Source organism: Siminovitchia sediminis, assembly GCF_042680885.1.
Lineage (GTDB): Bacteria > Bacillota > Bacilli > Bacillales > Bacillaceae_C > Siminovitchia > Siminovitchia sediminis.
Window position 1 is genome coordinate 26,570 of sequence record NZ_JBHUEO010000025.1, and the last position, 22,975, is coordinate 49,544.

The window sequence follows — 22,975 nt, forward strand, 5'->3', positions numbered from 1 at the left end:
TGGGTGCACTCAGATCCGTTCCCTTTCGGATTGATTTCTCCTTGTTCGGGAGGACCTCCTGATGCATTCCCTTTTTACGTAAAATTCTCTTGTTCGGATACGCATCTGCCAAAAAGAATAACCTTCCGTCCGCGAAAGGATATCCGATCTTACCTTTTAATGATGAGTGTTCTTAGCTGGAAACTTCATCATGCTTCCTCCCTTGAAATCATTTTATTGAACCGGGCTTATCGAATATCTTTCACACAACCATCCTCCCCACAATTTCCAAAAACTTTTCCTCCAATGCATTTTATAAAAACAAAAAGGCTGCGACAGAAAATCAGTACTCACTGATTTTTGTGCAGCCTTGTAATGCTATGCCTGCCATGGCCGATTCGCCACAGGCGATCTTTTTATCGGCAGTCTTCTTGTGCCCAATTCTTCCCTTGTCATGCGACGCGGTTCCATTCCTCTTTCAATTCGCGATTTTAGCTGGCTGGACATGGAATAAAGATTCGGCGGCAAAAATATCCGTTTGGATGCTGTTCCGCACGCAGGACATTCGGCACTTCCTTTGTTTCCGGACATCGTTTTGAAATGAAGTGTGAAATCTCCGCAAGTCTCACACCGAAAGGTATAGCTTGGCAAGATATCCCTCCTACTTCTTCGGAGTTATGTCTTTATCAAAGATCTGTGTAGGGATTCCGATGGTACAGCAGGCATTCGGGATATCAACAATGCCCGCGACATGCCCTTCCACCGGTGCGGAGCTTAAGAGCATATATGCCTGCTCACCGGTATACCCCTGTGTCTTTAAATATTCAATTGCATTGAGGCAAGCATTTTTAAACGCAGCATTCGCGTCTAAATAGTATTGCTGGCCATTATGTTCATCTACAGATACACCTTCAAACACAAGAAAATCAGAATATACAGGGTCCACGGGGCCAGGTTTGAACATCGGATTATTTTTGATCATATATTTGTTCATTCCGCCCTTGATCACATCCACTTTGAGGTCAATCCATCCGGACATCTCAATGCCGCCGCAGAAAGTGATTTCTCCATCTCCTTGCGAGAAATGCAGATCTCCCACCGATAGCTTCGCCCCTTCAACGAAGACCGGAAAGAAGATTCTCGAGCCTTTGGACAGATTTTTAATGTCACAGTTTCCCCCATTTTCTCTCGGTGGTACTGTTCTTGCACCCTCTCTGGCCACCCGGTCAAACTCGGCACCTTTTAACGTACCAAGAACAGCACTTTCCGGCGTAGGAAGATTCGCAAGCGGCGGTGTCCTGTCCGGATCAGTTTCCTTCAATTCCGCTTCTCTTCTATTCCATTCCTGCAACAATTCCATAGACGGGGCTACACCGATCAGTCCGGGATGGATAATACCCGCAAATTTCACCCCCGGAACATGACGTGAAGTCGTATAGATGCCTTCAAAATCCCAAATGGATTTTTGTGCTTCAGGATAGTGATCAACCAGGAAACTTCCGCCGTTTTCTTTGGCAAAAATTCCATTAAACCCCCATTCATACTCTTGATGAGCACCCACATCCAGAATGTCCACAACGAGCAAATCCCCCGGCTCTGCCCCATTGACATATACCGGTCCGCTCAGAACATGGACTCTTTCCAAATTGACATCACGGATATCACTGGCATCATCATTGTTTTGAATCTGTCCATCTGTCCATTCTTTACAGTCCATCCGAAAGGCTGTCCCGGGATCGACCGAGAAAGCTGCTGGTATATCCGGATGCCACCTGTTGTGCCCCGGGTGGGCCTGCTCCTCCATCGGCTTGCTCAAATCCAGCTTAAACATTGTTTTTGGCATCGTTCATTCCTCCCACAATTATTTTTTATATAGCTCATAGGGTGAAAAATACATATGCGCTTTTAGTATATGACAAGGGTTGTAAATTATCAAATTATTTAAAATTCTGTACGACCTCATTAAAAGTTTATACCGCCCTACCCGTAGTCTTTCGCTTTGCCGTCAGCACGCTCCAAGTTCTCAGCAATCCATTTCAGATTAACAAACAAGCAATTCCAATTGTGGTATAAGCTTGCCCAATCGTACGTTTCGGGTATGGAAAGCTCCTTTTTCCCGGATGTCTGAAAAACGCAATTCAATACGCTGCACTCCAAATCTTTCGGTGACATGCAGAAATCTCACAGAGACTTTCAACACTTGCCCTTATTTCAAAGAGAAGAAGCTGACACAACGTACCAGCTTCTTCGGTACATTCTATAATTCTTCCATGAGCGCCTGGCACTGGCCGGCAACCGATTGTAAAAATTTTGCAGCGGGCGCTCCGTCAACTGCACGGTGATCAAATGTCAGGCTGAGCGGAATGCGTTCTCTTTGAATGACTTTGCCATTTTCCAATGCCAAATGAGTCTCGATGGTCCCAACACCAAGAATTCCTACTTCCGGCGGATGAATGATGGGTGTGAAAAATTCAATTCCAAATTTTCCTAAATTTGTCACCGTAAACGTACTTCCTTTCATCGGGATACCCGATAAATTTCCGGAAGCAACCTTTTTAGCCAAAACCTTTAATTCCTCATCCATCTTCTCTATTGTTAATTCATGGGCACCGGTTAAAACCGGCACATATAAACCTGATTCCGTATCCACCGCCATTCCTAAATGAACTTGATCATAAGTGGTGATTTGATCACCTTCTATATGAGCATTCATCTCAGGATGCAGCTCCAAAGCTTGAACGGTTGCATAGCAAATCAGTGTGTTCCAACTCACTTTCGAGGCGCTTTCTTTCCTTTTTTGACTCAAACCCGTCACATCTACCCATGAGGTCAGGGTAAGCTGTGCAGATTCATGCAGGCTCGCCATCATTCTCGAGGCAATTACTTTGCGGATTCCCGACATTTTATTCCCAGAGCCGGTTTCTTCATTTGTTTGACCCTCTGCCGCATTCCTGATGTCACTTTCAGTGATGACACCGCCTTTTCCTGAACCTCGGATTTCGGACAGGTTCACGCCCGCATCTCTTGCCAGCTTTCTCAACCGCGGAGACACCCGGACAAAAGACTGGGAGCCTGCGCCCGTTTCAGCTTTTTTTTCAATGTGCTTCTGGTCATTCTCTTCTTCTGCAGACTCGTTATCCTGATCATCACTGATCGTTGCAATGGTTTCTCCGATCTTGGCGGATTCCCCTCTTTTAACTAAAATTTCCCTGATCGTCCCTTCTGTTTCCGCCTCGATTTCAAAGACGGCTTTTTCGGTCTGAACCTCAACGAGCACGTCTCCTTCTTCCACATCATCTCCTTCTTCCACGTGCCAAAAGACAATCAGACTTTCCTCAATGTCATCGGACGTTCTTGGCATCTTTACTTCAAACATGCATATTCCTCCCTGCTTGCAGATCTGGAGAAGCTCACCATGACAGTTTTTATGGTCCGGTTCTCAGAAGGTAAAAGCTTAATAGGTTTCCATCAATTCTTTTACCGCTTTAAAAATACTGTCCGGGCCCGGAATCACAAAGTCCTCCAGCGGGTCGCTGTACGGAATCGGCACATCTGGAATGGCCAGGCGTTTAACGGGCGCTTCCAGTTCATATAACGCTTCTTCCGCAATGATCGCTGAAATTTCTGCCGTCATTCCGTATGAGAGGTAGTCTTCATCAACGACTACAAGACGGTGGGTCTTTTTAACCGAATCAATGATGGTATCCTTATCGATCGGCTTCAGTGAACGCAGGTCAATCACTTCTGCTTCAATCCCTTCTTTTGCAAGCTTGTCTGCTGCCTGCGCCGCGTAATGGGCCATCATCTGTACCCCCACAATGGTTAAATCTCTGCCTTCGCGCATGACTTTTGCTTTATCGAGCGGGACGGTATAGGCATCATGAGGTACATGGCCGACTGTTTCATCCAGCTGGTCCATCCAGCCCAGGCCCTGCAGCGACTTATGGAACATGAAAAAGACCGGATTATCATCCCGTATGGCAGAAGTCATCATGCCTTTTAAATCGTATGGTGTTGAGGGCGCAACCACTTTTAAGCCGGGCATGTGTGCAAAGGTGGCATACAAAGTCTGGGAATGCTGCGCCGCATCATTATACCCGCCGCCGACAGCCGTCATCAGCACCATTGGCAGCTTCACGCTGCCACCGGACATATACTGAATTTTAGCCATATGGTTATAAATCTGGTCCATGCATACACCAAAGAAGTCCACAAACATCAGCTCGGCAATCGGGCGCATCCCATCAGCAGCTGCACCGATGGCAGATCCGATGATGGCGGTTTCAGAAATCGGCGTATCCAGTACACGTTCCGGACCAAACTTATCCAAAAGGCCCTCCGTCGACCCAAAAATCCCTCCGTACTTTCCTACATCCTCACCCAGGACAAATACATCCGGATTGTTTTCCATTTCCAGGGCTATCGCTTCAGCCATTGCCTTATTTCCGGTCAAAAGCCTTTTCTTTGTTTTTTCCATTTACATAGCTCTCCCTTCAGGTAAAATTCCGGGTCACTTTCCGCATCCATTTAATTAAACATGTCTTCCAGCGCTGCCTCCGGCTTCGGATACTCGCTTTCCCTGGCAAAGCTGTATGCTTCATCAACTTGCTTTTTTACGTTGGACTCCATCTCTTCAAGTTCGGATTCATCCATGCCGTATTCATCCATCATGAGCTTTCTTATTCTTAAAATTGGATCGCGCTCCCTGAGAGCCGGGACTTCTTCTTTTTCGCGGTACACTTCAGGATCTCCCTGGAAATGGCCCAAGTACCGGTAGGTTTCAATTTCAATAATCGATGGCCCTTCTCCGCTTCGGGCTCTTTGTACGGCTTCTTCTGATACTTGATACATCTCTATCGGGTCATTGTCTTTTACATAGAAGCCTTCAAGACCATAAGCAGAAGCCCTGAGATCATTGGAGGCAACAGCTGTTGAAGCTGTTTTTGGAACTGAAATGCCATAGGCATTATCTTCTACAACCAATATAAGCGGGAGTTTCCATAACGCAGCCATATTGAGTGTCTCGTGGAAAGCGCCCGAGTTTGCCGCCCCTTCTCCGAGGAAGGCAACAGCCACCCAATCTTTCCCTTTCATTTTTGCCGCCAGCGCAGCTCCGGCTGCCTGTGGAATTCCTGCCCCGACAATCCCGCTGCAGGAAAATTTGACATCGGGGTCAAATAGGTGCATATGGCCGCCCTTGCCTTTTGAGAGTCCTGTTTCCTTTCCGAAAATTTCCGCAGTCATCCGTTTCAGATCCACACCCTTTGCTATTGCATGGTGGTGCGGCCGGTGCGGAGAGGTAACTGTGTCATCTTTCGTTAAATGAGCACAAATGACCGCTGCTGGTTCCTGTCCGGTCGACAAATGCATTTCACCCGGGACCGTTCCCGCTCCAATATTAAACACGGGAGTCTTCCCTTCCATATACACCTCGGCCATCTGATCTTCGTAATAGCGGCTTTTAGCCATCATTTCATATATCCATTTCAACTTGTCCAAAGGTACAGCCATGTTTTCTCCTCCCTTTTCAAAATGTTTATCACCTCTTTAAGAAGCAACATTCATTCCAATGATTTAAAGCCCGATTTCAACGTTTTTCACTAAAAAATATGTCCCATTTTGATACAGGATGTCCGATCATCATCGGGACACTGTGCCAAAATGGGACACTTTAGTAAAGGTATGGAGGGTAATTCAACAGCAGAAACCTAAAGTCGACAGAAAATGAAATGGAACAAGCATGCATTTTTTTAAAACAACCAGGCACCCTATGGATAAAAAGGAGCGATCACATGGAAATATTTGAACCTTCTTATTCGCCGGGAGATATTGTTTATGTGTTATATCGGAATCCGCATACACAAAATGTCGCCATGATTCAGGAAGCTGCTGTAGTGAATGATCCGGACCGCCCGGGTCAACTTGCTGTTTTTTTATATGAAACCTACTATCCCTTAACAGAGGATCTGGCCATTTACCGGTCAGCATCCGAAGCGGAAGAAGCCTATCAATATTATTTTGGGGCAGTGGATTAAGCAGCCCGAAACCAAGTTTCATCCAAAGGAGTTGTCCCCATGGTCAAACCATTTATGCCGCAGCTCGTATACTTTGAACCCAAAGCGCTGGATTATCCGCTTGGACAGGAGCTGCTTAAGAAATTTACTGATTTGGGCAAGGAAATCCGTTACACCACATCCCATAATCAAGTGCGCAATCTTCCGGGAGAAAATGATTTTCAACGGTACCGGATCGCAAAGTCCACGCTTGTGGTCGGTATTAGAAAAACCTTGAAGTTCGACACGTCCAAGCCTTCTGCCGAGTATGCCATTCCCTTTGCAACCGGATGTATGGGACATTGCCATTATTGTTATTTACAAACAACGATGGGAAGCAAACCGTACATCCGTACATATGTCAATGTGGAGGAAATTTTGGAAGCAGCTGAAAATTACATGGAAGAGCGTGCACCGGAAATTACGCGGTTTGAAGCGTCCTGTACATCTGACATCGTCGGCATTGACCATCTGACCCATACATTAAAAAGAGCCATTGAGTATTTTGGGCAGTCCGATCTGGGGAGACTGCGCTTTGTCACGAAGTTCAGCCACGTGGACCATTTGCTGGATGCCAAGCACAACGGAAGAACCCGTTTTCGGTTCAGTATGAATGCAGATTATGTCATTAAATACTTTGAACCGGGGACTTCCCGTCTGGCTGAGCGGATTGAAGCCGCGGTGAAAGTGGCACATGCCGGATATCCATTGGGCTTTATCATTGCTCCGATCTATTTGTTTGAAGGCTGGAAGGAAGGCTACAGGGAATTGTTTGAGAGACTCAGCCGGGACCTCCCTGACGATACAAAGCAGGATATCACTTTTGAGCTGATTCAGCACCGGTTTACAAAGCCCGCAAAGAAAGTCATTCTCAAAAATTACCCCATGACGAAACTGGAACTGGATGAAGAAAAGCGCCGTTATAAATGGGGAAGATATGGGATTGGAAAGTATATTTATCCGAAAGAAGAAGAATCCGAGATGAAAGAAACCTTGTTTGAATATATCCATACGTACTTTCCCGGCAGCAAAATTGAATACTTTACGTAACCTTCAAGTTGGGGCGGACGGGAGCATGCCTATACAATTTTCGGCGTGCTCCTCTTTCCATCCTCCCTATTTAATGCCGTATTTCTCCAATTTCCGATAAAGAGTACTCCGGGCGATACCTAGATAACGGGCGGCCTTGCTGTAATTTCCCTCGCAGATAGCAATCGATTGCAGCAGCGCCTGTTTTTGAATTTCATCTTTCATTGGCAGACTCTGGGAGACAGCTGAAATATCTCCCACTACTTCTGCAGGCAGTTCCTCAGGGCCGAGAAGTCGCCCTGTTCCTTTAACAATAACTCTCTCCAGAATGTTCTGCAGCTCACGGACATTTCCGGGCCAGTCATATTTCAGCAGTGCTTCATAAAATGACGGGGCCACCTGCAGATGGGGCTTGCCGACCCTTTCAGACAGGTTTTTCATAAACTGTTCCGCCAGCCGCGGTATGTCCTCACGCCGCTCTCTCAGCGGGGGAATATGGATCGGAATGACATTCAGCCTGAAAAACAAATCTTCCCGAAAGTTTCCTTTTTTTACTTCCTCCCGTAAATTTTTATTTGTAGCCGCAATGATGCGGACATTGACCGGGACCACTTTATAACCGCCAATTCTTACAATCTTTTTATCTTGTAAAACTCTCAGCAATAGGACCTGCATTTCCAGCGACATTTCGCCAATTTCATCGAGAAAAATCGTTCCGCCTTCCGCCAGCTCAAATTTTCCCGGTGTTCCGCCGCGCCTGGCTCCGGTAAAGGCGCCATCTTCATACCCGAACAGCTCGCTTCCCAGCAGATCCCTTGGAATTCCTCCGCAGTTGATGGCAATAAAAGGCTTATGCCTTCTGTTGCTCTCATGATGAATCGCCTGTGCAAACAAGTCCTTTCCTGTCCCGCTTTCTCCGATCAACAGCACATTGGAATCGGTGCCGGCTGCGGCCATGGCTTCCTCTTTTACTTTTCGGATGGTACTGCTGGCACCGATAACATCATGAAACGTCATCTTCGCCTGGTTTCCGGAAAATTTGTTGATCATCTGCCTGACTTTATGTATTTCTTTAAACGTGAGCAGCTTCCCAATTCTTCTTTTTTGCTGAAAAATACCTTTTGAACTGACGAGTACCCGGACTTGACGTATGCTTCCGGCGATATTCAGCTTGATTTCCCTATCCGCAACATTGGTATTGGATGAGACAATCTCTTGAAAAATCTTGTTCTTAAATACTTCCTGAATCTCCAGACCAAGCAGCTCCTCTTCCTTCTTTCCAATAATCTGATGTAACACTTCATTTGTTTTTAAAATGTTTCCCGCCATATCGACGATGATCATTCCCTCAGAAAAAGTATCAGTTGTCGCTTCCAGCAAACTTTTCATCATGGCATGTCTGCGGGTTTTTTCCATGATCTGCAGTTGTTTTTCAATGGCGGCGACGGTGGATACAACCATCCCCAGCGTATGAGGATGCACCTTTTCATGTGGGCCGGACATATTGAGGAGTCCGATAACCTTTCCATTGGAATCATGGATGGGCGCGGCCGAGCAGGTCCACGATTGGCAGGCCTCCGTATAATGCTCGGATTCCCAGACTTGAATGGGTTGATCTATGATGAGACCGGTGCCGATCGCATTCGCACCCATCGCCTCCTCACTCCATATCGCCCCCTCAACAAACTGTATATTCTCTGCTTCTAGAAGGGTCTCTTCATCTCCGATAGACTTCATCAAGACCCCTCTTTCATCACAAAGGATGACAAGAAACCCTGAACCTTTTACAAATGAATACAGATTTTCCATGAGCGGCAGTGAAATGTGAAGCAGTTTCTCTTTCTTTTTTCGCAGCTCCTCCAGTTCAGCGAGCGACAGAATCCTTGTCCCACTTTGAGTATGCGGATTGACGCCGTACTGTTTAGAACGAAGCCACGCTTCCCGGATCACTTTTTTCACCGACTTGTTGAGATGTCCCCGATATACAAAATCCTCCCAAAACTTCCTTATTGAATCATTGTCTATCAAGCCTGTTCACCTCAACTTTAAAGGGTTATCTATTATTATATTAAAATTTTGGAAATATTTAAGCAATAAGTATGGTAAAATGCCAGCACAGGACGATATCCGTCCTTTTTAAAAGCCTGCTGCCAGGGACAGCGAATGCACCTTTGCAAAAGATAGCACCCTATATAAAAGAAAAACCAGCCTGAACGGCCGGCCTCTGTTACTCAAAAAAAATGTATGGGCTTTGGATCAAGACTGACATTGATTTGCTTGGTTTCCTGGTACTCGTCCAAGCCGTAAGTACCCAGGCTCCTTCCGATTCCGCTCTGTTTGTAGCCGCCCCACGGCGCCTGAACATATGACAGGTGATAGGAGTTCACCCAAGTAATGCCGGCGCGGACTTTGTTAATAACACGCATAGCTTTATTTTGGTCTTTGGAGAATACAGCCCCTGCCAGTCCAAACTCTGTATCATTTGCGGTGTGAATGGCTTCTTCTTCATCTTCAAATTTTTGAATAGTGACGACAGGACCAAAGATTTCTTCTCTGACAATCCGCATGTCGCCAGAGACATCTGTAAACACAGTCGGCTCAATGAAAAATCCCTGTTCCATACCATCCCGCTCGATTCGGCGGCCGCCGCAGGCCAACACGGCACCTTCCTCCTGGCCGATCCGGATATACTCCAAAATGTTTTCCATATGCTTTTTACTGACAATCGCCCCCATTTGCGAGCTTTCATCATGTCCCGGACCAACTTTGATTGCTTTGGCCTTTTCCACATATTTGGCCACAAACTCATCGTAGATGCCTTCCTGCACTAGTATCCTGCTGCCGGAAGAGCAGACTTGGCCAGCCCCCATAAAGATGCCAAACAGCGCATAATCCACTGCTGTTTCCAATTCGGCATCATCAAAAATTATGTTCGGTGATTTTCCGCCCAACTCCAGGGAAACTTTCTTCAAATTCCCTGTAGCTGCCTGCATGATGCTGCGGCCGACGCCGGTACTTCCTGTAAAAGAAACAATGTCGACATCATGGCTTTCTGCGATTGTCTGACCGACAACAGAACCGGATCCCATCAGCAGATTGGCTACACCTTTTGGTAAATCCGTTTGATCCATAAGCTCAAACACCTTGGCAGCTGTTACCGGGGTGATTTCTGCCGGTTTTAAAATAATTGAATTTCCGGCAGCCAGGGCGGGGGCCACTTTCCATATGCTCATGAGCAATGGAAAGTTCCAGGGAACGATCAAGCCCGCAACACCCATGGGCTCCTTAACGATTTTCGTTTCCATGTCTTCAGCTGTCTGGTACGTCTGGCCATTTGGCTGATTGAGAAGACCTGCGTAATAACGGAACGTATGGGCGGCATCTGCTGCATCGGACTGTGCTTCTCTAAGGGTCTTCCCATTATTCTTCATTTCAAGTTCCGCCAATTCATCAAGATGCTCTTCCATTTTCTCGGCAATTTGTAGTAAAACCTTTGCCCTTTCCCGGGGAGTTCGTTCAGACCAAATTCCGCTTTCAAATGTTTCTTTAGCGATCTGAATGGCTTTTTCTGTCTCTTCTTTTGTCGCTTTTGGAGCAATGGCAATTACTTCCTGATTGGCAGGATTAAGGATTTCCTGCTTTTCAGGGTGACTCGAATCCATCCATTCTCCATTAATATATAGTTTTAAGTTTTCCGCCATATCGTGATGCCCCCTTATTTACTAAATAAAATCAAGACCGGAGGCCGTATGCGGATGTCCTCCTCATACGGCCATCTGCACTATTAACTTACTCTCCGTGCGGACGGAATGACTCGATATATTCATCAGAATCCTTATAATGAAGAATTCCGACTGCCTCTACATCGACCACTACCATATACGGTTTGCTGCTGGCCAGTGCATTCGCCAGCCCTTTTTCAAATTCTTCAACGGAGGTGACCTTTTCCGCGTCAAATCCCATAGATTTGGCCATCATGACAAAATCCGGATTTTGTAAATCTACAGCAGTCTTGCGGCCGTAAGCTGCTTCCTGGTAGTACTTTAAGATGCCATATCCCCCATCATCAAACAGCAGAACAATTATAGGAGCATCTTCTTGGACAGCAGTGATCATTTCTCCGGCATTTACCATCAATCCGCCGTCTCCTGCCACAAGAACGACCGGCTTGTCCGGCTGACCCACTTTGGCACCAATTGCCATTGGCAAGCCTTGTCCGATTCCTCCGCCCGTCATATAAAGATAATTTCTGGGCTCGTGTACATCGACCAATTTATTGGCCCACGTGTAGCCGGGAATCGTTACATCTGTGATCAATACTGTATGATCCGGCAGCTGTTCATTCATGATCGCTGCAATCTCCCCATATGGTTCAATGGTGCTGCATAGATCATCGCGTACGCCTTTCCGGACAGCTTTTACTTCCTCCACGTAAGCCTGATCCGGTTTGATGTCCTTCTCTGCCAGTGCTTTGTTAATTTCACGTAAAACTGCTCTGGCATCTCCGGCCAAACCGTACAATGTATCAAAGTTGCGGTTAAACGCCTCTGGGTTCAAATCGATGTTGATATGATTTTTAGGGACGGGTGATGTCCATCCATTGGTTTCCCCGCCACGGAAGCGGACCCCTATACTAATTAACAGGTCAGATTTGCTTAAAAGCTCTTCAAAGCGTGGAAACCAGGCAAAGTTTCCGATACAAAGCGGGTGTTCTTCAGGAATCGAACCTTTACCGGACTCACTCGTTACGACTGCGGGCTGAATTTTTTCAACGAGGTCCAACAGTTCTTCCGAGGCACCGGAGTGAATTACTCCATCTCCTGCCCAGATTACAGGTCTTTTCGCTTCTGCGATTCGATCAATCACTTCAGATGGAAGATCGATGTTTGCTTCCTGACCGTGAGTATCTTGGACTTCAATCAGATGATTTTGCGGGATCATCATTGCTTGGAAATTCGTTGGAATCTGTACCGTTACCGGCCCGGTTGGTACGGTTTGAGCTTCTTTGATCGCTTTGCGCATAAACGGTGTAATTAATTTTGGACGCTTGAGCAAATAGGCTGCTTTACTTGCCCCATCCATCATCTTCAATTGGTCTTTTGCCTCATGAATGTAACGCTGATCCGTTCCAATGTAGTTGGAATCCGCCTCACCTGTAATATGAAGCAGCGGCGTTCCGGAATTCCATGTTTCTGTCAGGGATCCAGCGCCATTACCGGCGCCTGCCCCAGTACTCGTCAAAACAACACCCAGCTTTCCTGTTGCACGCGCATAGGCATCCGCCATGTTCACCGCACCGCTTTCGCCGCGGGCTGTCGCCATTCGGATGTTTCCGTTACGGAGCATCGCATCATATATAGGCATATTATGGATACTGACAATCCCAAAAATAACTTCAACGCCTGCTCTTACAAGTTCCTCCACAATTGCATCAGCAACCGTGTATTCACTTTGCCTGTTGTTTTGTTTTACTGCTGTTTGGTCTGTTTGTATATTCAACTCTGTCCCTCCATAGATGTCTTTTTATAAAATAAACAATTGTCCCCAATCACTTTTTTTCAGCAACGGCTTCCCTTATAGATGCAATTCCCGTGCCACTCCTATAAGCACAGCAAATAGTGGACAATATAGGGCATTTCCCTTTGACATTGAGTTTCTGGATACTCATGTGAAAGTCCAGAAACTCACAGTCTATATGTGTTATGAATGTTCATTCGCTATTAAGCTAATTTATCGGATTGTTCTGCAGCCGAGTTGTCTTTATTTCTTCCAAACTTGAAATGATAGAAAACATAGCATAAAGCAACAAAACCAAATCCGATATAAAGAGAGGTCCGCTGTGTCGGATCAAAGAAAGTGAACACTACAATTCCCACACATAAAATCAGGCAAAGAATCGGTACGAACGGGAAGAACGGAACCTTAAATGTCAAATCTTCTAATTTTCCGCCGCCAGCAATATACTGCTTGCGGAATCGGTACTGTGCCCATGCGATCGCCATCCATGTGACAATGCCTCCAACTCCGCTAATAGCAAGAAGGACGACAAACAACGTTTCTTCTGCCACAACACTTGTCAGTAAGGAAACCAGCGCAAATGCCAGAGTAACGAGAAGGGCATTCATCGGTACACCGCGTTTGTTGACTCGTCCTAACGCGCGGGGCGCCTGTCCGCTTTGGGATAGTGAAAAAAGAATCCTCGTACAAGCGTACAAACCTGTATTTCCTACGGAAAGAATCGCTGTCAAAATGACAAAGTTCATAATATCCGCTGCATATGGAATGCCAATCATATCAAAGACGGTTACAAATGGGCTTTCCAACACTCCCGCTTCTTTCCACGGCACGATGGCTGATAAGACAAAAGTAGCCAATACATAGAAGATCAGAATACGAATGACAATGCTCCAAATGGCTTTCGGGATATTTTTTTCAGGGTCTTCCGTTTCACCGGCTGCAACCCCCATAATTTCCGACCCCATGAAGGCATAAACGACTGTCATCATGGATACGAAGACACCGATAAACCCGGTTGGAAATAATCCATCTCCAAAGAAGTTCGAGAGGAATGGTGCTGATTCGCCGTTTTGTATTGGAACAGCCCCAAATACAGCCAATCCTCCAATAACAATGAAAAAGAGAACAGCAGCAACTTTTATGGCTGAAAACCAATATTCTGTTTCGGCAAACGTTCTGGTTGTCAACGCGTTAATTCCGAAGAGAAGCAGCGCGAACACCGCACACCAGATCCAAACAGGGACATCAGGAAACCACCTGGTCATCAGGAGTCCTGCCGCTACAAATTCCAGACCGACATATATCGCCCAGCTTAACCAATAGGTCCAGCCAATCATGAAACCGGTTGCAGGCCCGATGAATTTTTCGGCGTGAGCCTGAAATGATCCGGATACCGGCATCACTACTGATAACTCCCCTAAACAAACCATGACGAGATACATAACGAGGCCGCCAAAAAGATAAGCCGTAATGGCTCCAAAAGGACCGGCTTCCCCAATTGCATAGCCTGATCCCATGAACAGGCCTGTTCCAATGACTCCTCCGATGGAAAGCATAAATAAATGACGGCTTTTCATCGATCGATTAAGTTCTTTCGGCTGACTAACTTGCTCTGTTTGCATCAAATTCCCCCTAATTTTGTATAGCGCTTTCTTTTTTGATATATATGAAATCAGGCGGATGACCCGCCTGATGTTCCCCCATTCTTTATTGCGCTGCTGCTTTTTGGGGCTCCGCTCTATATTCCATCAAGTCGCTTTTGACCGGTTTAAAGATTTCATGCGCAACATCTCTTTGATACCGATTCTGTTCTTTGGCTTCCGTAAACAAGCGAAAAACATTTTTGCGGCAAAGTCTTTCAATATCATTGATCACTGCCTGCGGATCGGCTTCAACCAAACCGAAGATGACTGCATCGTAGGCTCTGACTGCTCCGAGGTTGGCAACAAAATCATTCACGATATCAATTCCTCTTCGTTTAATGATTTCGTCCCCTTCCGCAGAAATTGGAATATTGGCAGCTTCCACAATGAGGCTGGCTTTAACATCTTCGGCATTGGCGGCGTTGATGACATCCTCCAAAGCACACGGAATTAAAATATCGCAGTCCACATCCAGCCAATCTGTGTTTGGCCGTACCTCATAGTTATCCTCAAAGTAGTCCTTGTCCATTTCACCGTACACATTTTTGTGGTCAATCAGTTTTTGTACATCCAGGCCGTCTTCACACGTAACCAAAAGGTTCGCGTCCGAAATTCCGACAATCTTATAGCCCAGTTGAGACAGCTTTAGCGCACAGCTGGCACCGACGCATCCAAAACCTTGAATGACTACTTTGGCGCCTTCCTTGCCATTTTTAAACTTCCAGGCTTCATCTGCAGAAAAAGCCACACCATAGCCCGTGACGACATCGTTGACGAGCAAGCCGTCAATTCTTTTTGTCAACAGGTCATCATAATCCTTGATCCCTTGAAGGACAGCAGGATCCTTTTTCATCGACTGGGTCAATGGAATATCGACACCAAATTCATGGAAGATTTCCAGAACATGCTCATATTTGGTGCCCAGGTCGCTTCCCAGAGACACACCATTGTCAATATAAGGCATCATGGCAATTAAAAATCTTCTCAGCACATCGTAGGCGTCCGGCGCTTTGTAGTCGTAGGAAATGCCAGCTTTGCATCCCCCGGTTGTCTCTGATTCACTCGCAACATATTTATAAGCCATCGCTTCTGCAAGCCGTTCAACTTCTTCCTTTGTAACAGATGGATGCATTCGGGTACCGCCGCCTGTGTACCCTTTTACAAAGTTGTGAACAACGAGCCACCCTTGGGCATCCGTTTCTGTATCATTCCACTCTACAACTAAGTATGGTTTAGACATGATGTATCCCCCTAAGAAAAATATATTGCTTTTTTTTTTGCATTGAATTAAAATGTAGGTTTACCTGTACGATCTTAACAATATATAAGCATATCATATCCAAGAATTATGTAAACCTATCGATTCCTTCCAGGCAGAAAGGAGCCCTTTTCAGGCGGTCAATCCACTCCCATTTCCTCTTCATAGCGACCGTGGAAATATTTGATCGCATATTCAGTCGGAGAGTAAATCCCCCTTTCGAATGCCTGCGTATCGAAACCTTTTTGCAATAACTCCACGAGATCGAAATCTTCTTTTCGAACTTGATCGACAAACCGGATCAGTTCTTCATTGGCTTCAGAGATTTCATCAGATTGAAAATAATAGCTGTAAATCGCAAGCGATTTGTCGGGGGCGATCGGCAGAATTTGGCTGGTCGTCATGTTTCCGTCTTCACCCGGGTAGATGCTGATCATCAGGTTGGGCCATACCCAATAGAAATTCGCATGTTCCTCTCGTTCTTCGTCCGTCTTGCTCGTCATCTTGGAGTACTGGCATGAAAAGTTGTCATGCAGGTCAATATAATAATTTTTCATATCAAACGTTTTAGCAAACTCGGGGTGAGCAATCTGGCAATGGTCACACTCCAAATAGTTGTCCACCACCGCTTTCCAGTTGGCATCAATCACCCTTGTGTTCACGCGGACTTTTTTCAAAGAGTCAAGGAAATCATATTTCCCCAGATTTTCCATGAGCTCCCCAAAGGTTTCAGCCATTGGCTTGGCCTCAGGATCCAAATTAATGAAGATCAACCCTTTAAAAATTTCAAGGTTTACTTTCGTCATACAGCTGTGTTTTCCCAATTCTTTTGTATGGAAATTGGGTGCTCTATTCAGACTGCCGTCCAATTGGAACGTCCAGCCGTGGTATTGGCACATAAATATTTTCTTATTTCCTGACTCGCTTTTTTCAACTTTAGACCCCCGGTGAGGACAAATATTATAAAAAGCGTGGATCTCATTATTTTTATCTCTGCTGATAATCAATGGCTGATCGGCAAGATCAAACGTAAAGAAATCTCCGATATTTTCCACCTGGCTTGCATGGCCTGCCAAAATCCATCTGCTGCGAAAGATCTTTTTCTTTTCCTCTGCAAAAATCTCTGGATCCACATAGTTTTTATAAGGAAGCGTGTATTCTAAAGTGTGTGTTTCTGTTGTCATGGTTCAAAACTCCCTTCTTCTCTTTATATAATGTAATTGCAAAAACTGTACCAATTTTCATTAGTCCCGAAAGCCCATTAAATCAATGTTTCAATTACCAATATTGAGTGATTTTGCACTCATCGAGTCCATTTGAACTCGCTTTCACTCCGTTTCTGGCAAGCCGCTTAGATAAGTTGCCAGTTATTTCGTAAAGTGACATTCCCTTGACAGAATCTTCTTATGAGCGGACAGGATTTCATGATTTCTGAACTATAAGTTAATCCAATCTGGGAGGTTGCCCATCTTTTGGACAATACCTCAAGCTGGTTGACAGTATCATGTAATATTTAGTTAGTATCGTGTCGGAATCAGACAGGATTTTCTATCCCAGTAAGCAAACTCTCACTTTTGGTATGTTCGGAGATATCAAACCGCTTTTTCGTCCAATGTTCTGAACGGCTCCTCCTCCACCTGTATGGAGCCTGTCGGGCACCCGTCGCGGGCATCCTCCAAATCATCCGTCAAGTCTTGCGGGACCGGCACCGCCCCGGCATTCCCATCGAGCAAACTGAATGAAATGCCTGCATCATCATAGTCAAAAATGTCGGGAGCCACTTCGCCGCATGCACCGCAGCCAATGCAAGTGTCCCGGTCCACTTTTACGTAAAAAGCCATCTTTTGCTCTCTCCTTATACAAGTGATTTCTTCTTTTGTTGATCTTCCATCAATGTCGTACTGTGCGCCGTTTGCAGTTTTGCTGCCGGGTCCATGTACACTTTGGCATGGCTGACGGCGATCGGCGCTTCACCAAATCCAGTCGCAATCAGCTTTACTTTTCCATCGTACGTACAAATATCGCCGACAGCATAGATCCCTTTGATGTTTGTCTCCATTTTCGAATTGACGACAATGGAGTTTTTTTCAATTTCCAGTCCCCAATCTTTAATAGGCCCCAGTGAAGATATAAACCCGTAGTTCACCAGAACATCGTCTACTTCGATTTCTTCTTTCCTGTCGCCTTTTGCCTTTTGCACTACAACCTTTTCTACTCTTTTTTCACCGACTAATTCAACAGGCACATAGGGTGTTAAGATATTCACTTTAGATTGCTTAAGCAGTTCCACACTGTGTTCATGCGCGCGGAATGTATCCCGGCGGTGAATGATCGTCACTTGCTGGGCGATCGGCTCCAACATCAGCGCCCAGTCAACAGCAGAGTCCCCTCCACCAAACACGGCAACCCGCTTGCCTTCAAATCGGGTCATATTTTGAACCGAGTAGTGCAGGTTCGTGTCCTCAAATGTCTCTTCTCCCGGCAATTTCAACTTTCTTGGCTGGAAGGCCCCGTTTCCTGCAGTAATAATGATCGTTTTGGAAAAATGGAAATCTTTATCCGTGACGATTTTAAAAAGCCCATCTGCTCCCTTCACCACATTTTCCACAGTTTCTCCAAGGCAAGTCTCTACTTTAAATTGATTCATCTGAGCCGCCAGATTGTCGATGAGTTCCTGCGCCCTCACCTTTGGAAATCCGGCAATATCATAAATATATTTTTCCGGATATAGCGTCGACAGCTGCCCGCCTAATTGCGGAAGACTCTCGATAATTTTGACCGAAGCCTGGCGCATCCCTGCATAAAACGCCGTAAACATTCCTGCAGGTCCCCCGCCGATAATCGTAATATCCGAATATTGATGTTTTTCTTCCATGTTGCAACCCCCTCCTGAGTGATATTTACAATTTAAAAATATTGATCTATATTAAGTTATTAAGACGAGCAGCCCTGTTGTAAAAGAACTGCTTTAGCACCGCACTTTTTAAAATGCAAGAAATATGCCAAAGGGGAAAAACGCGTGGATATCCATGAAAGTGCCTTACGGCTCTCTAGTTTTGAACATTTTTAAACTCAAATCGAGTTTTTTCAAACTCATTTTTTTATAAGGGAGGTCGTCATATGAACGTGTCCACTCTTGATTTTGACCTGGATACACTTTTGAAGATCTTGGATTATTCCTCAGATGAGATTTTTGTCCTCGACAAGGATATGAAAATTATCTATGTCAATGATGCCTGTAAAAAACATTACGGATTGGACAAACGGGAAGTCCTTGGAAAGAAAAGTGCTGAATTGGTTGCCAGCGGATATTGGACGCCGTCTATTTTTCCAAAAATATTTGAAAAGAAAGAACCCATTACTGTTAAACAGACAACGATTCTCGGAGCGGAATTGCTGACAACAGCGGTACCCATATTAAATGAAGAAAACGAAGTGGAACTCGTTGTCACCACCGCCAGGGAAATGCAAAGCTATAAAATACTCAAGGCAAAGGAAGATAAAGGAAAACAAGGGGAACTTGGCGAAGATTCTTTTTCCGGAATTATTACGAATAACGAAAAAATGAAAAATGTACTGAAGTTTGCACAAAAAGTGGCCGCAGCAAACTCCACGATCTTGATCCTGGGTGAATCCGGTACGGGAAAAAGTGTTCTCTCCCAGTATATTCACGAAAACAGCAAACGAAAAAACCGTCCATTTTTAACCATCAACTGCGCTGCCATTCCGGCAGAACTGATGGAATCTGAATTATTCGGCTATACACCCGGCGCTTTTACAAATGCCAGCAAATCAGGAAAAAAAGGGCTGATTGAAAGTGTAGACGGAGGTACTCTTTTTCTTGATGAAATTGGAGATATGCCCTTGCCACTGCAGGCCAAAATGCTGCAAGTAATCCAGGACAAAAAATTTATTCCTATCGGGGGAAATAAAGAAAAGACGGTGGACGTCCGCATCATTGCGGCGACGAACAAAAACCTTGAGGAAATGGTCCAAAATAAAACATTCAGGGAAGACTTGTATTATCGGCTGAACGTCGTGGACATCCGTATGCTGCCGTTAAGGGAAAGACCGGAGGATATCATTCCGCTCACTTATCATTTCTTATATAAATTCAACCAAATGTACGAAGTGAACAAACTGATTTCCAATGACTGTCTGGAGTGGCTCAGCTACTTTTCCTGGCCGGGAAATGTGCGCCAGCTCGAAAACCTGATCGAGAAGCTTGTCATTACAAGCGAGGATGTGATCGGGATTGAGGACCTTCCCGAGGGAATCTATAATAACGGCGTACGCCAAATTGAGAAGACAGCCCCCTCGTCCCTCAATGAAGCTGTTGAACAAGCGAAGCGCGAAATGGTGCGCAGTTCATACAAAGTGAACCGGAGTTCACGAAAAGTAGCGGCAGATCTGCAAATCAGCCAAACCCAGGCCGCCAAACTGATTCGGGAATATTGCCAAGATTTACGATAAAAGTGGATTGAAATATAAAAAATCCGAACGGATTCAACTATTTTGAATTACGTTCGGATTTTTTATGTAAATGGGTCACTGGCTGTACTCAAGCGACGCATTGTAAATATTATGGTCACCATCCGGCATCAGGGATGAATTACCACCCTCGTCCCGACCGGTACCTTCCCTGCCAGCTCCAGCACGTCCCGGTTATGCATTCGAATACATCCACGGGATACATTTTTTCCAATGGAAGATGGATTATTCGTACCATGTATTCCATAATGGGGCCTTGACAGCCCCATCCAAAAAGCACCATAAGGACCTCCCGGGTTTCGCTGTTTATTGACAATGGTATAGGTACCCGTCGGGGTCGGGGTCAACATTTTTCCAGTCGCGATTGGATAGGTTTTGATTAAGCGATTCTCCTTGTAAAGCTTCAAAGTATGAGCCTTTGTCGATACATCAATCCAGTAAGGCATCTTTTCCCACCATCCTTTTCTCACATAAATATGCAAAGTTACGTTTAAATGGCAAAAAAAACGGATAATTGTATATGGGGTCAAAAAAAGAGGTTGGCATACATATGGACAAGCTATCAGACGAGGTACTTCTTGTTTCTTATCAAAAGGCCAAAACATTAAAAGAAGTCGATCGGAAATTTGTTGAGCTTTTAAAAAAAGAAATCAGAAAAAGAAAACTGCCGCTAAAAAAATAAATGGTTCACGACTTTTTTAAGGTATAAAAAAAACAAAAACTTTGCACCATAATATTGAAGGAGGCGTGAAACATGGAGAATCGTGTTGATCACGGCAGGGCATTACTGAGAAAAGCTATCATAACACTGCCGGTTGTATGGATTATTTTATCTCTGCTGAATGATGTGGCGTTCATGCATTCCACATTATTGGGAATCGCGCTTGTGTTAATTTCATACTTTCTCGGAGATTTGACAATATTGCCCAAATCAGGGAATACTACAGCCACCATCAGCGACTTTGTACTGTCATTGCTTATTATTTGGGGCGGGTTGAACCTGTTTGGGTATGACGAAGCTTTTGGAGAGTCGCTTTTGACAGCTGTGATCCTAACCATAGCCGAATACTTCTTCCATTTATGGATGGAACGCACACAATTCAGCGGACCGGAAAATGCAAGACAATCGTAAAGACCATAATGGGCAGCGGAAACAAGTAATCCGCTGCCCATTTATTTTTTAATTTTTCTTTCATCCGGTTCATATAATGAAGAAGTACAAGTCATAGGAGGAAATCGGATGATTACTTTTTTAGAGAAAGCTGTAGTGGCCATGGCTTTATTACGATTGCTTTCCGGCGGTATCGAGATGCTCGCCGCTTTTCTTATGATCCGGTTCAATACAGTAGAAAAAGCATTGGTTATCAACAGTTCATTGGCCCTTATCGGTCCGCTCATTCTTATTATTACCACGGCTATCGGGGTATACGGTCTTGCCGACCGTGTTTCGTTTGGAAAATTTATGTGGATTATTGTTGGCGTCGGGTGCATTTTGTATGGAGTGAAGGGGGATTAATTCAGTGATATGGATAACTTCCTTTTTCTGGACGATATTTTTCCATAGGCTATCACTTGGTTCCGGTTCCGGATAGGACTTCTGACTCCTGACCGTATTTACAATCTCCGGTTAGTTTTCGCCCAATTGGTATCAAAATTCCTCGATCTACTTGATCGTGGGGCGCATTTGCAACCGTTTTTGAACCCGTGTACACCGTTACATAGCGGATAGGTTTTTTTTAACTTATAAACTCCTTATACATATGAAACCGCACGCAAAAAGCCCGGCACATGGCCAGGCTTGTTCAAATATGATCAATAATTTTTCTTAATTGTTCCCTTAGCTCCCCGATCGGAACAAAGCGTGCTTTACGAAGCAATTCTCTGCCTTTGACAAAAACGAGTACCACCGGCACCGTAAATATTGAAAATTCCCCGGCCACAGCCGGAATCTCATCCGCTTTGGCATGGACAGGCACGACTCCTGGAAATTCCTTTAACATGTCCTCCACCTGAGGTAACAGCCCATGGCATACACTGCATTCATTTCGTGAGATATAAAGCAAAACCAGCGGATTTTCCCGAATAGCGGCATGAATGTCCTCCAGGGTATGAACTGGCTTCATCATATCATCCGCCCCCTCTCCTTTCTCTCAATTAAATCGGATTGACCTCTTTTTTTCAACTCAATGAACCGAATTCCCCTTCATATTCCTCCTGATCTTTTTGATGGCACCTGACCTCCATTTTTTCACCGCCGACTCCGATACCTTCTTTTCTTCGGCAATCTCCTTCACAGTCTGTCCGTAATAAAACGTAAAGATCACCCAATGCTTCTGTTTTTCTGTCAAGCCTTCACAATAAGAAAGTAAAGTTTCCAGCTCCAATGGCTGCTCTCGATGCTGATCTTCCTGCACTTCCCAAAAGTCTTCATCCGGATAGGCGAGATTCTCCTCTTTGGAATGCTTGGTCAGCTCCGTCATCATCCTTCCTTTCATATAAGAATAGGCATATGCACTAAATCTCCCTTTATCGGGATGAAACCGTTCTCGGGCTTCCCAAAGGGCTATCAGGGCAGTCTGTTCAAATTCCTCTTCGTTTTTATAAATGTGGAGCGAACGAATGATGTGGTAAATCATCGGCTTATATTGCTTGGCCAATTCGGTGAAATCTTCCATTCAGGGATTCCTTCCTGGAAGCGCGCATCCATGATATTCCCGGGTAGCTTCACCATAATTGGAGGCTGCCTTTTGGTCGAATCAGCATTTTTAATAAAAATTCAATTTTGACAAGGTGAGATGGAAAAAAAAAGCCGGATTCTTCATATTTCACCTAGAGAAAATTAAATTTTTTCATGTTTTTTTATGAAAAGTCCGTAATACCGCTCTTTGTGTACATACACCAAGCCTTTAGACCCAGAAAAACGGCAAAACAAATGTAAAAAAAGATAAAATTTTCAATAAACTCGTTGACTTTTTTAAAAAGTATAGGATAATGGACTCAATTGA

At 45.0% G+C, this 22,975-nt stretch carries 23 protein-coding genes; 6 read left to right on the forward strand and 17 right to left on the reverse strand.

What is annotated here, in order from left to right; genetic code table 11:
• Positions 1-357: 357 nt before the first annotated feature.
• The 6 genes from ACFSCZ_RS09595 to ACFSCZ_RS09620 form a co-directional block, all read right to left on the reverse strand.
• Positions 358-630, reverse strand: a complete 273-nt coding sequence (locus tag ACFSCZ_RS09595) for an FmdB family zinc ribbon protein (RefSeq protein WP_380773707.1) — start codon at positions 628-630, stop codon at positions 358-360.
• Positions 631-640: 10 nt separating this feature from the next.
• Complete coding sequence (gene fmdA / locus ACFSCZ_RS09600) at positions 641-1,822, reverse strand: formamidase (RefSeq protein WP_380773708.1); 1,182 nt, start codon at positions 1,820-1,822, stop codon at positions 641-643.
• A gap of 137 nt (positions 1,823-1,959) precedes the next feature.
• On the reverse strand, positions 1,960-2,151 hold the full coding sequence (locus ACFSCZ_RS09605) for a hypothetical protein (protein ID WP_380773709.1): 192 nt from the start codon (positions 2,149-2,151) through the stop codon (positions 1,960-1,962).
• Positions 2,152-2,236: 85 nt separating this feature from the next.
• The gene (locus tag ACFSCZ_RS09610) at positions 2,237-3,355 is read right to left on the reverse strand and encodes a dihydrolipoamide acetyltransferase family protein (RefSeq protein WP_380773710.1); all 1,119 of its coding nucleotides are present in this window, start codon (positions 3,353-3,355) and stop codon (positions 2,237-2,239) included.
• Between the two features lie 78 nt (positions 3,356-3,433).
• A complete protein-coding gene (locus ACFSCZ_RS09615; protein ID WP_380773711.1) occupies positions 3,434-4,456 on the reverse strand; it encodes an alpha-ketoacid dehydrogenase subunit beta in 1,023 nt (340 codons plus the stop codon).
• A 50-nt stretch (positions 4,457-4,506) separates the two neighbouring features.
• Positions 4,507-5,490: a thiamine pyrophosphate-dependent dehydrogenase E1 component subunit alpha gene (locus tag ACFSCZ_RS09620; RefSeq protein WP_380773712.1), complete on the reverse strand. Its 984-nt coding sequence runs from the start codon at positions 5,488-5,490 to the stop codon at positions 4,507-4,509.
• A gap of 281 nt (positions 5,491-5,771) precedes the next feature.
• Here ACFSCZ_RS09620 and ACFSCZ_RS09625 point away from each other — a divergent pair, with 281 nt between their 5' ends.
• Both ACFSCZ_RS09625 and splB read left to right on the forward strand, forming a co-directional pair.
• On the forward strand, positions 5,772-6,014 hold the full coding sequence (locus ACFSCZ_RS09625; protein WP_380773713.1) for a transcriptional regulator SplA domain-containing protein: 243 nt from the start codon (positions 5,772-5,774) through the stop codon (positions 6,012-6,014).
• Between the two features lie 39 nt (positions 6,015-6,053).
• Positions 6,054-7,082: a spore photoproduct lyase gene (gene splB / locus ACFSCZ_RS09630; protein WP_380773715.1), complete on the forward strand. Its 1,029-nt coding sequence runs from the start codon at positions 6,054-6,056 to the stop codon at positions 7,080-7,082.
• A 66-nt stretch (positions 7,083-7,148) separates the two neighbouring features.
• Here the strand turns inward: splB and ACFSCZ_RS09635 are convergent, their stop codons facing one another.
• The 8 genes from ACFSCZ_RS09635 to ACFSCZ_RS09670 all read right to left on the reverse strand — a co-directional run bounded on the left by ACFSCZ_RS09635 (position 7,149) and on the right by ACFSCZ_RS09670 (position 18,354).
• On the reverse strand, positions 7,149-9,089 hold the full coding sequence (locus tag ACFSCZ_RS09635) for a sigma-54-dependent Fis family transcriptional regulator (RefSeq protein WP_380773716.1): 1,941 nt from the start codon (positions 9,087-9,089) through the stop codon (positions 7,149-7,151).
• A 203-nt stretch (positions 9,090-9,292) separates the two neighbouring features.
• On the reverse strand, positions 9,293-10,762 hold the full coding sequence (locus ACFSCZ_RS09640) for an aldehyde dehydrogenase family protein (protein ID WP_380773717.1): 1,470 nt from the start codon (positions 10,760-10,762) through the stop codon (positions 9,293-9,295).
• An 88-nt stretch (positions 10,763-10,850) separates the two neighbouring features.
• On the reverse strand, positions 10,851-12,560 hold the full coding sequence (locus tag ACFSCZ_RS09645) for a thiamine pyrophosphate-binding protein (protein WP_380773718.1): 1,710 nt from the start codon (positions 12,558-12,560) through the stop codon (positions 10,851-10,853).
• 221 nt (positions 12,561-12,781) lie between these two features.
• Complete coding sequence (locus ACFSCZ_RS09650; protein WP_380773719.1) at positions 12,782-14,200, reverse strand: amino acid permease; 1,419 nt, start codon at positions 14,198-14,200, stop codon at positions 12,782-12,784.
• Between the two features lie 85 nt (positions 14,201-14,285).
• Positions 14,286-15,461 (reverse strand): Glu/Leu/Phe/Val family dehydrogenase, encoded by a 1,176-nt coding sequence (locus tag ACFSCZ_RS09655; protein WP_380773720.1) that lies wholly within the window; start codon positions 15,459-15,461, stop codon positions 14,286-14,288.
• A gap of 158 nt (positions 15,462-15,619) precedes the next feature.
• Entirely contained in the window at positions 15,620-16,663 is a 1,044-nt protein-coding gene (locus tag ACFSCZ_RS09660) for an aromatic ring-hydroxylating oxygenase subunit alpha (protein WP_380773721.1), read from the reverse strand.
• A gap of 408 nt (positions 16,664-17,071) precedes the next feature.
• Positions 17,072-17,320, reverse strand: coding sequence for a ferredoxin (locus tag ACFSCZ_RS09665; protein WP_380773722.1), 249 nt, complete (start codon positions 17,318-17,320; stop codon positions 17,072-17,074).
• Between the two features lie 14 nt (positions 17,321-17,334).
• The gene (locus ACFSCZ_RS09670) at positions 17,335-18,354 is read right to left on the reverse strand and encodes an NAD(P)/FAD-dependent oxidoreductase (protein WP_380773723.1); all 1,020 of its coding nucleotides are present in this window, start codon (positions 18,352-18,354) and stop codon (positions 17,335-17,337) included.
• Between the two features lie 245 nt (positions 18,355-18,599).
• Here ACFSCZ_RS09670 and ACFSCZ_RS09675 point away from each other — a divergent pair, with 245 nt between their 5' ends.
• Complete coding sequence (locus ACFSCZ_RS09675) at positions 18,600-19,952, forward strand: sigma-54 interaction domain-containing protein (protein WP_380773724.1); 1,353 nt, start codon at positions 18,600-18,602, stop codon at positions 19,950-19,952.
• A gap of 128 nt (positions 19,953-20,080) precedes the next feature.
• On the opposite strand, the gene ACFSCZ_RS09680 is transcribed toward ACFSCZ_RS09675, so the two are convergent.
• Complete coding sequence (locus ACFSCZ_RS09680; protein WP_380773725.1) at positions 20,081-20,416, reverse strand: L,D-transpeptidase; 336 nt, start codon at positions 20,414-20,416, stop codon at positions 20,081-20,083.
• Between the two features lie 104 nt (positions 20,417-20,520).
• Between ACFSCZ_RS09680 and sda the strand changes: the two genes are divergently transcribed.
• The 3 genes from sda to ACFSCZ_RS09695 all read left to right on the forward strand — a co-directional run bounded on the left by sda (position 20,521) and on the right by ACFSCZ_RS09695 (position 21,486).
• Positions 20,521-20,652, forward strand: a complete 132-nt coding sequence (gene sda, locus ACFSCZ_RS09685) for a sporulation histidine kinase inhibitor Sda (protein WP_380773726.1) — start codon at positions 20,521-20,523, stop codon at positions 20,650-20,652.
• Positions 20,653-20,724: 72 nt separating this feature from the next.
• Positions 20,725-21,102 (forward strand): DUF2512 family protein, encoded by a 378-nt coding sequence (locus ACFSCZ_RS09690; protein ID WP_380773727.1) that lies wholly within the window; start codon positions 20,725-20,727, stop codon positions 21,100-21,102.
• 108 nt (positions 21,103-21,210) lie between these two features.
• The gene (locus ACFSCZ_RS09695; RefSeq protein WP_380773728.1) at positions 21,211-21,486 is read left to right on the forward strand and encodes a YqhV family protein; all 276 of its coding nucleotides are present in this window, start codon (positions 21,211-21,213) and stop codon (positions 21,484-21,486) included.
• Positions 21,487-21,772: 286 nt separating this feature from the next.
• On the opposite strand, the gene ACFSCZ_RS09700 is transcribed toward ACFSCZ_RS09695, so the two are convergent.
• Together ACFSCZ_RS09700 and ACFSCZ_RS09705 are read right to left on the reverse strand one after the other, a co-directional pair.
• Positions 21,773-22,096 (reverse strand): thioredoxin family protein, encoded by a 324-nt coding sequence (locus tag ACFSCZ_RS09700; RefSeq protein ID WP_380773729.1) that lies wholly within the window; start codon positions 22,094-22,096, stop codon positions 21,773-21,775.
• A gap of 57 nt (positions 22,097-22,153) precedes the next feature.
• Positions 22,154-22,645 carry a sigma-70 family RNA polymerase sigma factor gene (locus ACFSCZ_RS09705; RefSeq protein ID WP_380773730.1) on the reverse strand — a complete coding sequence of 164 codons (492 nt, stop codon included), beginning with the start codon at positions 22,643-22,645 and terminating at the stop codon, positions 22,154-22,156.
• Positions 22,646-22,975 lie beyond the last annotated feature (330 nt).

What these genes read in the sequence shown, in the direction of transcription:
- fmdA (WP_380773708.1), bottom strand. Translation starts at nt 1,822, where the DNA reads ATGCCAAAAACAATGTTTAAGCTGGATTTGAGCAAGCCGATGGAGGAG.
- ACFSCZ_RS09605 (WP_380773709.1), bottom strand. Translation starts at nt 2,151, where the DNA reads ATGTCACCGAAAGATTTGGAGTGCAGCGTATTGAATTGCGTTTTTCAG.
- ACFSCZ_RS09610 (WP_380773710.1), bottom strand. Translation starts at nt 3,355, where the DNA reads ATGTTTGAAGTAAAGATGCCAAGAACGTCCGATGACATTGAGGAAAGT.
- ACFSCZ_RS09615 (WP_380773711.1), bottom strand. Translation starts at nt 4,456, where the DNA reads ATGGAAAAAACAAAGAAAAGGCTTTTGACCGGAAATAAGGCAATGGCT.
- ACFSCZ_RS09620 (WP_380773712.1), bottom strand. Translation starts at nt 5,490, where the DNA reads ATGGCTGTACCTTTGGACAAGTTGAAATGGATATATGAAATGATGGCT.
- ACFSCZ_RS09625 (WP_380773713.1), top strand. Translation starts at nt 5,772, where the DNA reads ATGGAAATATTTGAACCTTCTTATTCGCCGGGAGATATTGTTTATGTG.
- splB (WP_380773715.1), top strand. Translation starts at nt 6,054, where the DNA reads ATGGTCAAACCATTTATGCCGCAGCTCGTATACTTTGAACCCAAAGCG.
- ACFSCZ_RS09640 (WP_380773717.1), bottom strand. Translation starts at nt 10,762, where the DNA reads ATGGCGGAAAACTTAAAACTATATATTAATGGAGAATGGATGGATTCG.
- ACFSCZ_RS09650 (WP_380773719.1), bottom strand. Translation starts at nt 14,200, where the DNA reads ATGCAAACAGAGCAAGTTAGTCAGCCGAAAGAACTTAATCGATCGATG.
- ACFSCZ_RS09655 (WP_380773720.1), bottom strand. Translation starts at nt 15,461, where the DNA reads ATGTCTAAACCATACTTAGTTGTAGAGTGGAATGATACAGAAACGGAT.
- ACFSCZ_RS09660 (WP_380773721.1), bottom strand. Translation starts at nt 16,663, where the DNA reads ATGACAACAGAAACACACACTTTAGAATACACGCTTCCTTATAAAAAC.
- ACFSCZ_RS09665 (WP_380773722.1), bottom strand. Translation starts at nt 17,320, where the DNA reads ATGGCTTTTTACGTAAAAGTGGACCGGGACACTTGCATTGGCTGCGGT.
- ACFSCZ_RS09670 (WP_380773723.1), bottom strand. Translation starts at nt 18,354, where the DNA reads ATGGAAGAAAAACATCAATATTCGGATATTACGATTATCGGCGGGGGA.
- ACFSCZ_RS09675 (WP_380773724.1), top strand. Translation starts at nt 18,600, where the DNA reads ATGAACGTGTCCACTCTTGATTTTGACCTGGATACACTTTTGAAGATC.
- ACFSCZ_RS09680 (WP_380773725.1), bottom strand. Translation starts at nt 20,416, where the DNA reads ATGCCTTACTGGATTGATGTATCGACAAAGGCTCATACTTTGAAGCTT.
- sda (WP_380773726.1), top strand. Translation starts at nt 20,521, where the DNA reads ATGGACAAGCTATCAGACGAGGTACTTCTTGTTTCTTATCAAAAGGCC.
- ACFSCZ_RS09690 (WP_380773727.1), top strand. Translation starts at nt 20,725, where the DNA reads ATGGAGAATCGTGTTGATCACGGCAGGGCATTACTGAGAAAAGCTATC.
- ACFSCZ_RS09695 (WP_380773728.1), top strand. Translation starts at nt 21,211, where the DNA reads ATGATTACTTTTTTAGAGAAAGCTGTAGTGGCCATGGCTTTATTACGA.
- ACFSCZ_RS09700 (WP_380773729.1), bottom strand. Translation starts at nt 22,096, where the DNA reads ATGATGAAGCCAGTTCATACCCTGGAGGACATTCATGCCGCTATTCGG.
- ACFSCZ_RS09705 (WP_380773730.1), bottom strand. Translation starts at nt 22,645, where the DNA reads ATGGAAGATTTCACCGAATTGGCCAAGCAATATAAGCCGATGATTTAC.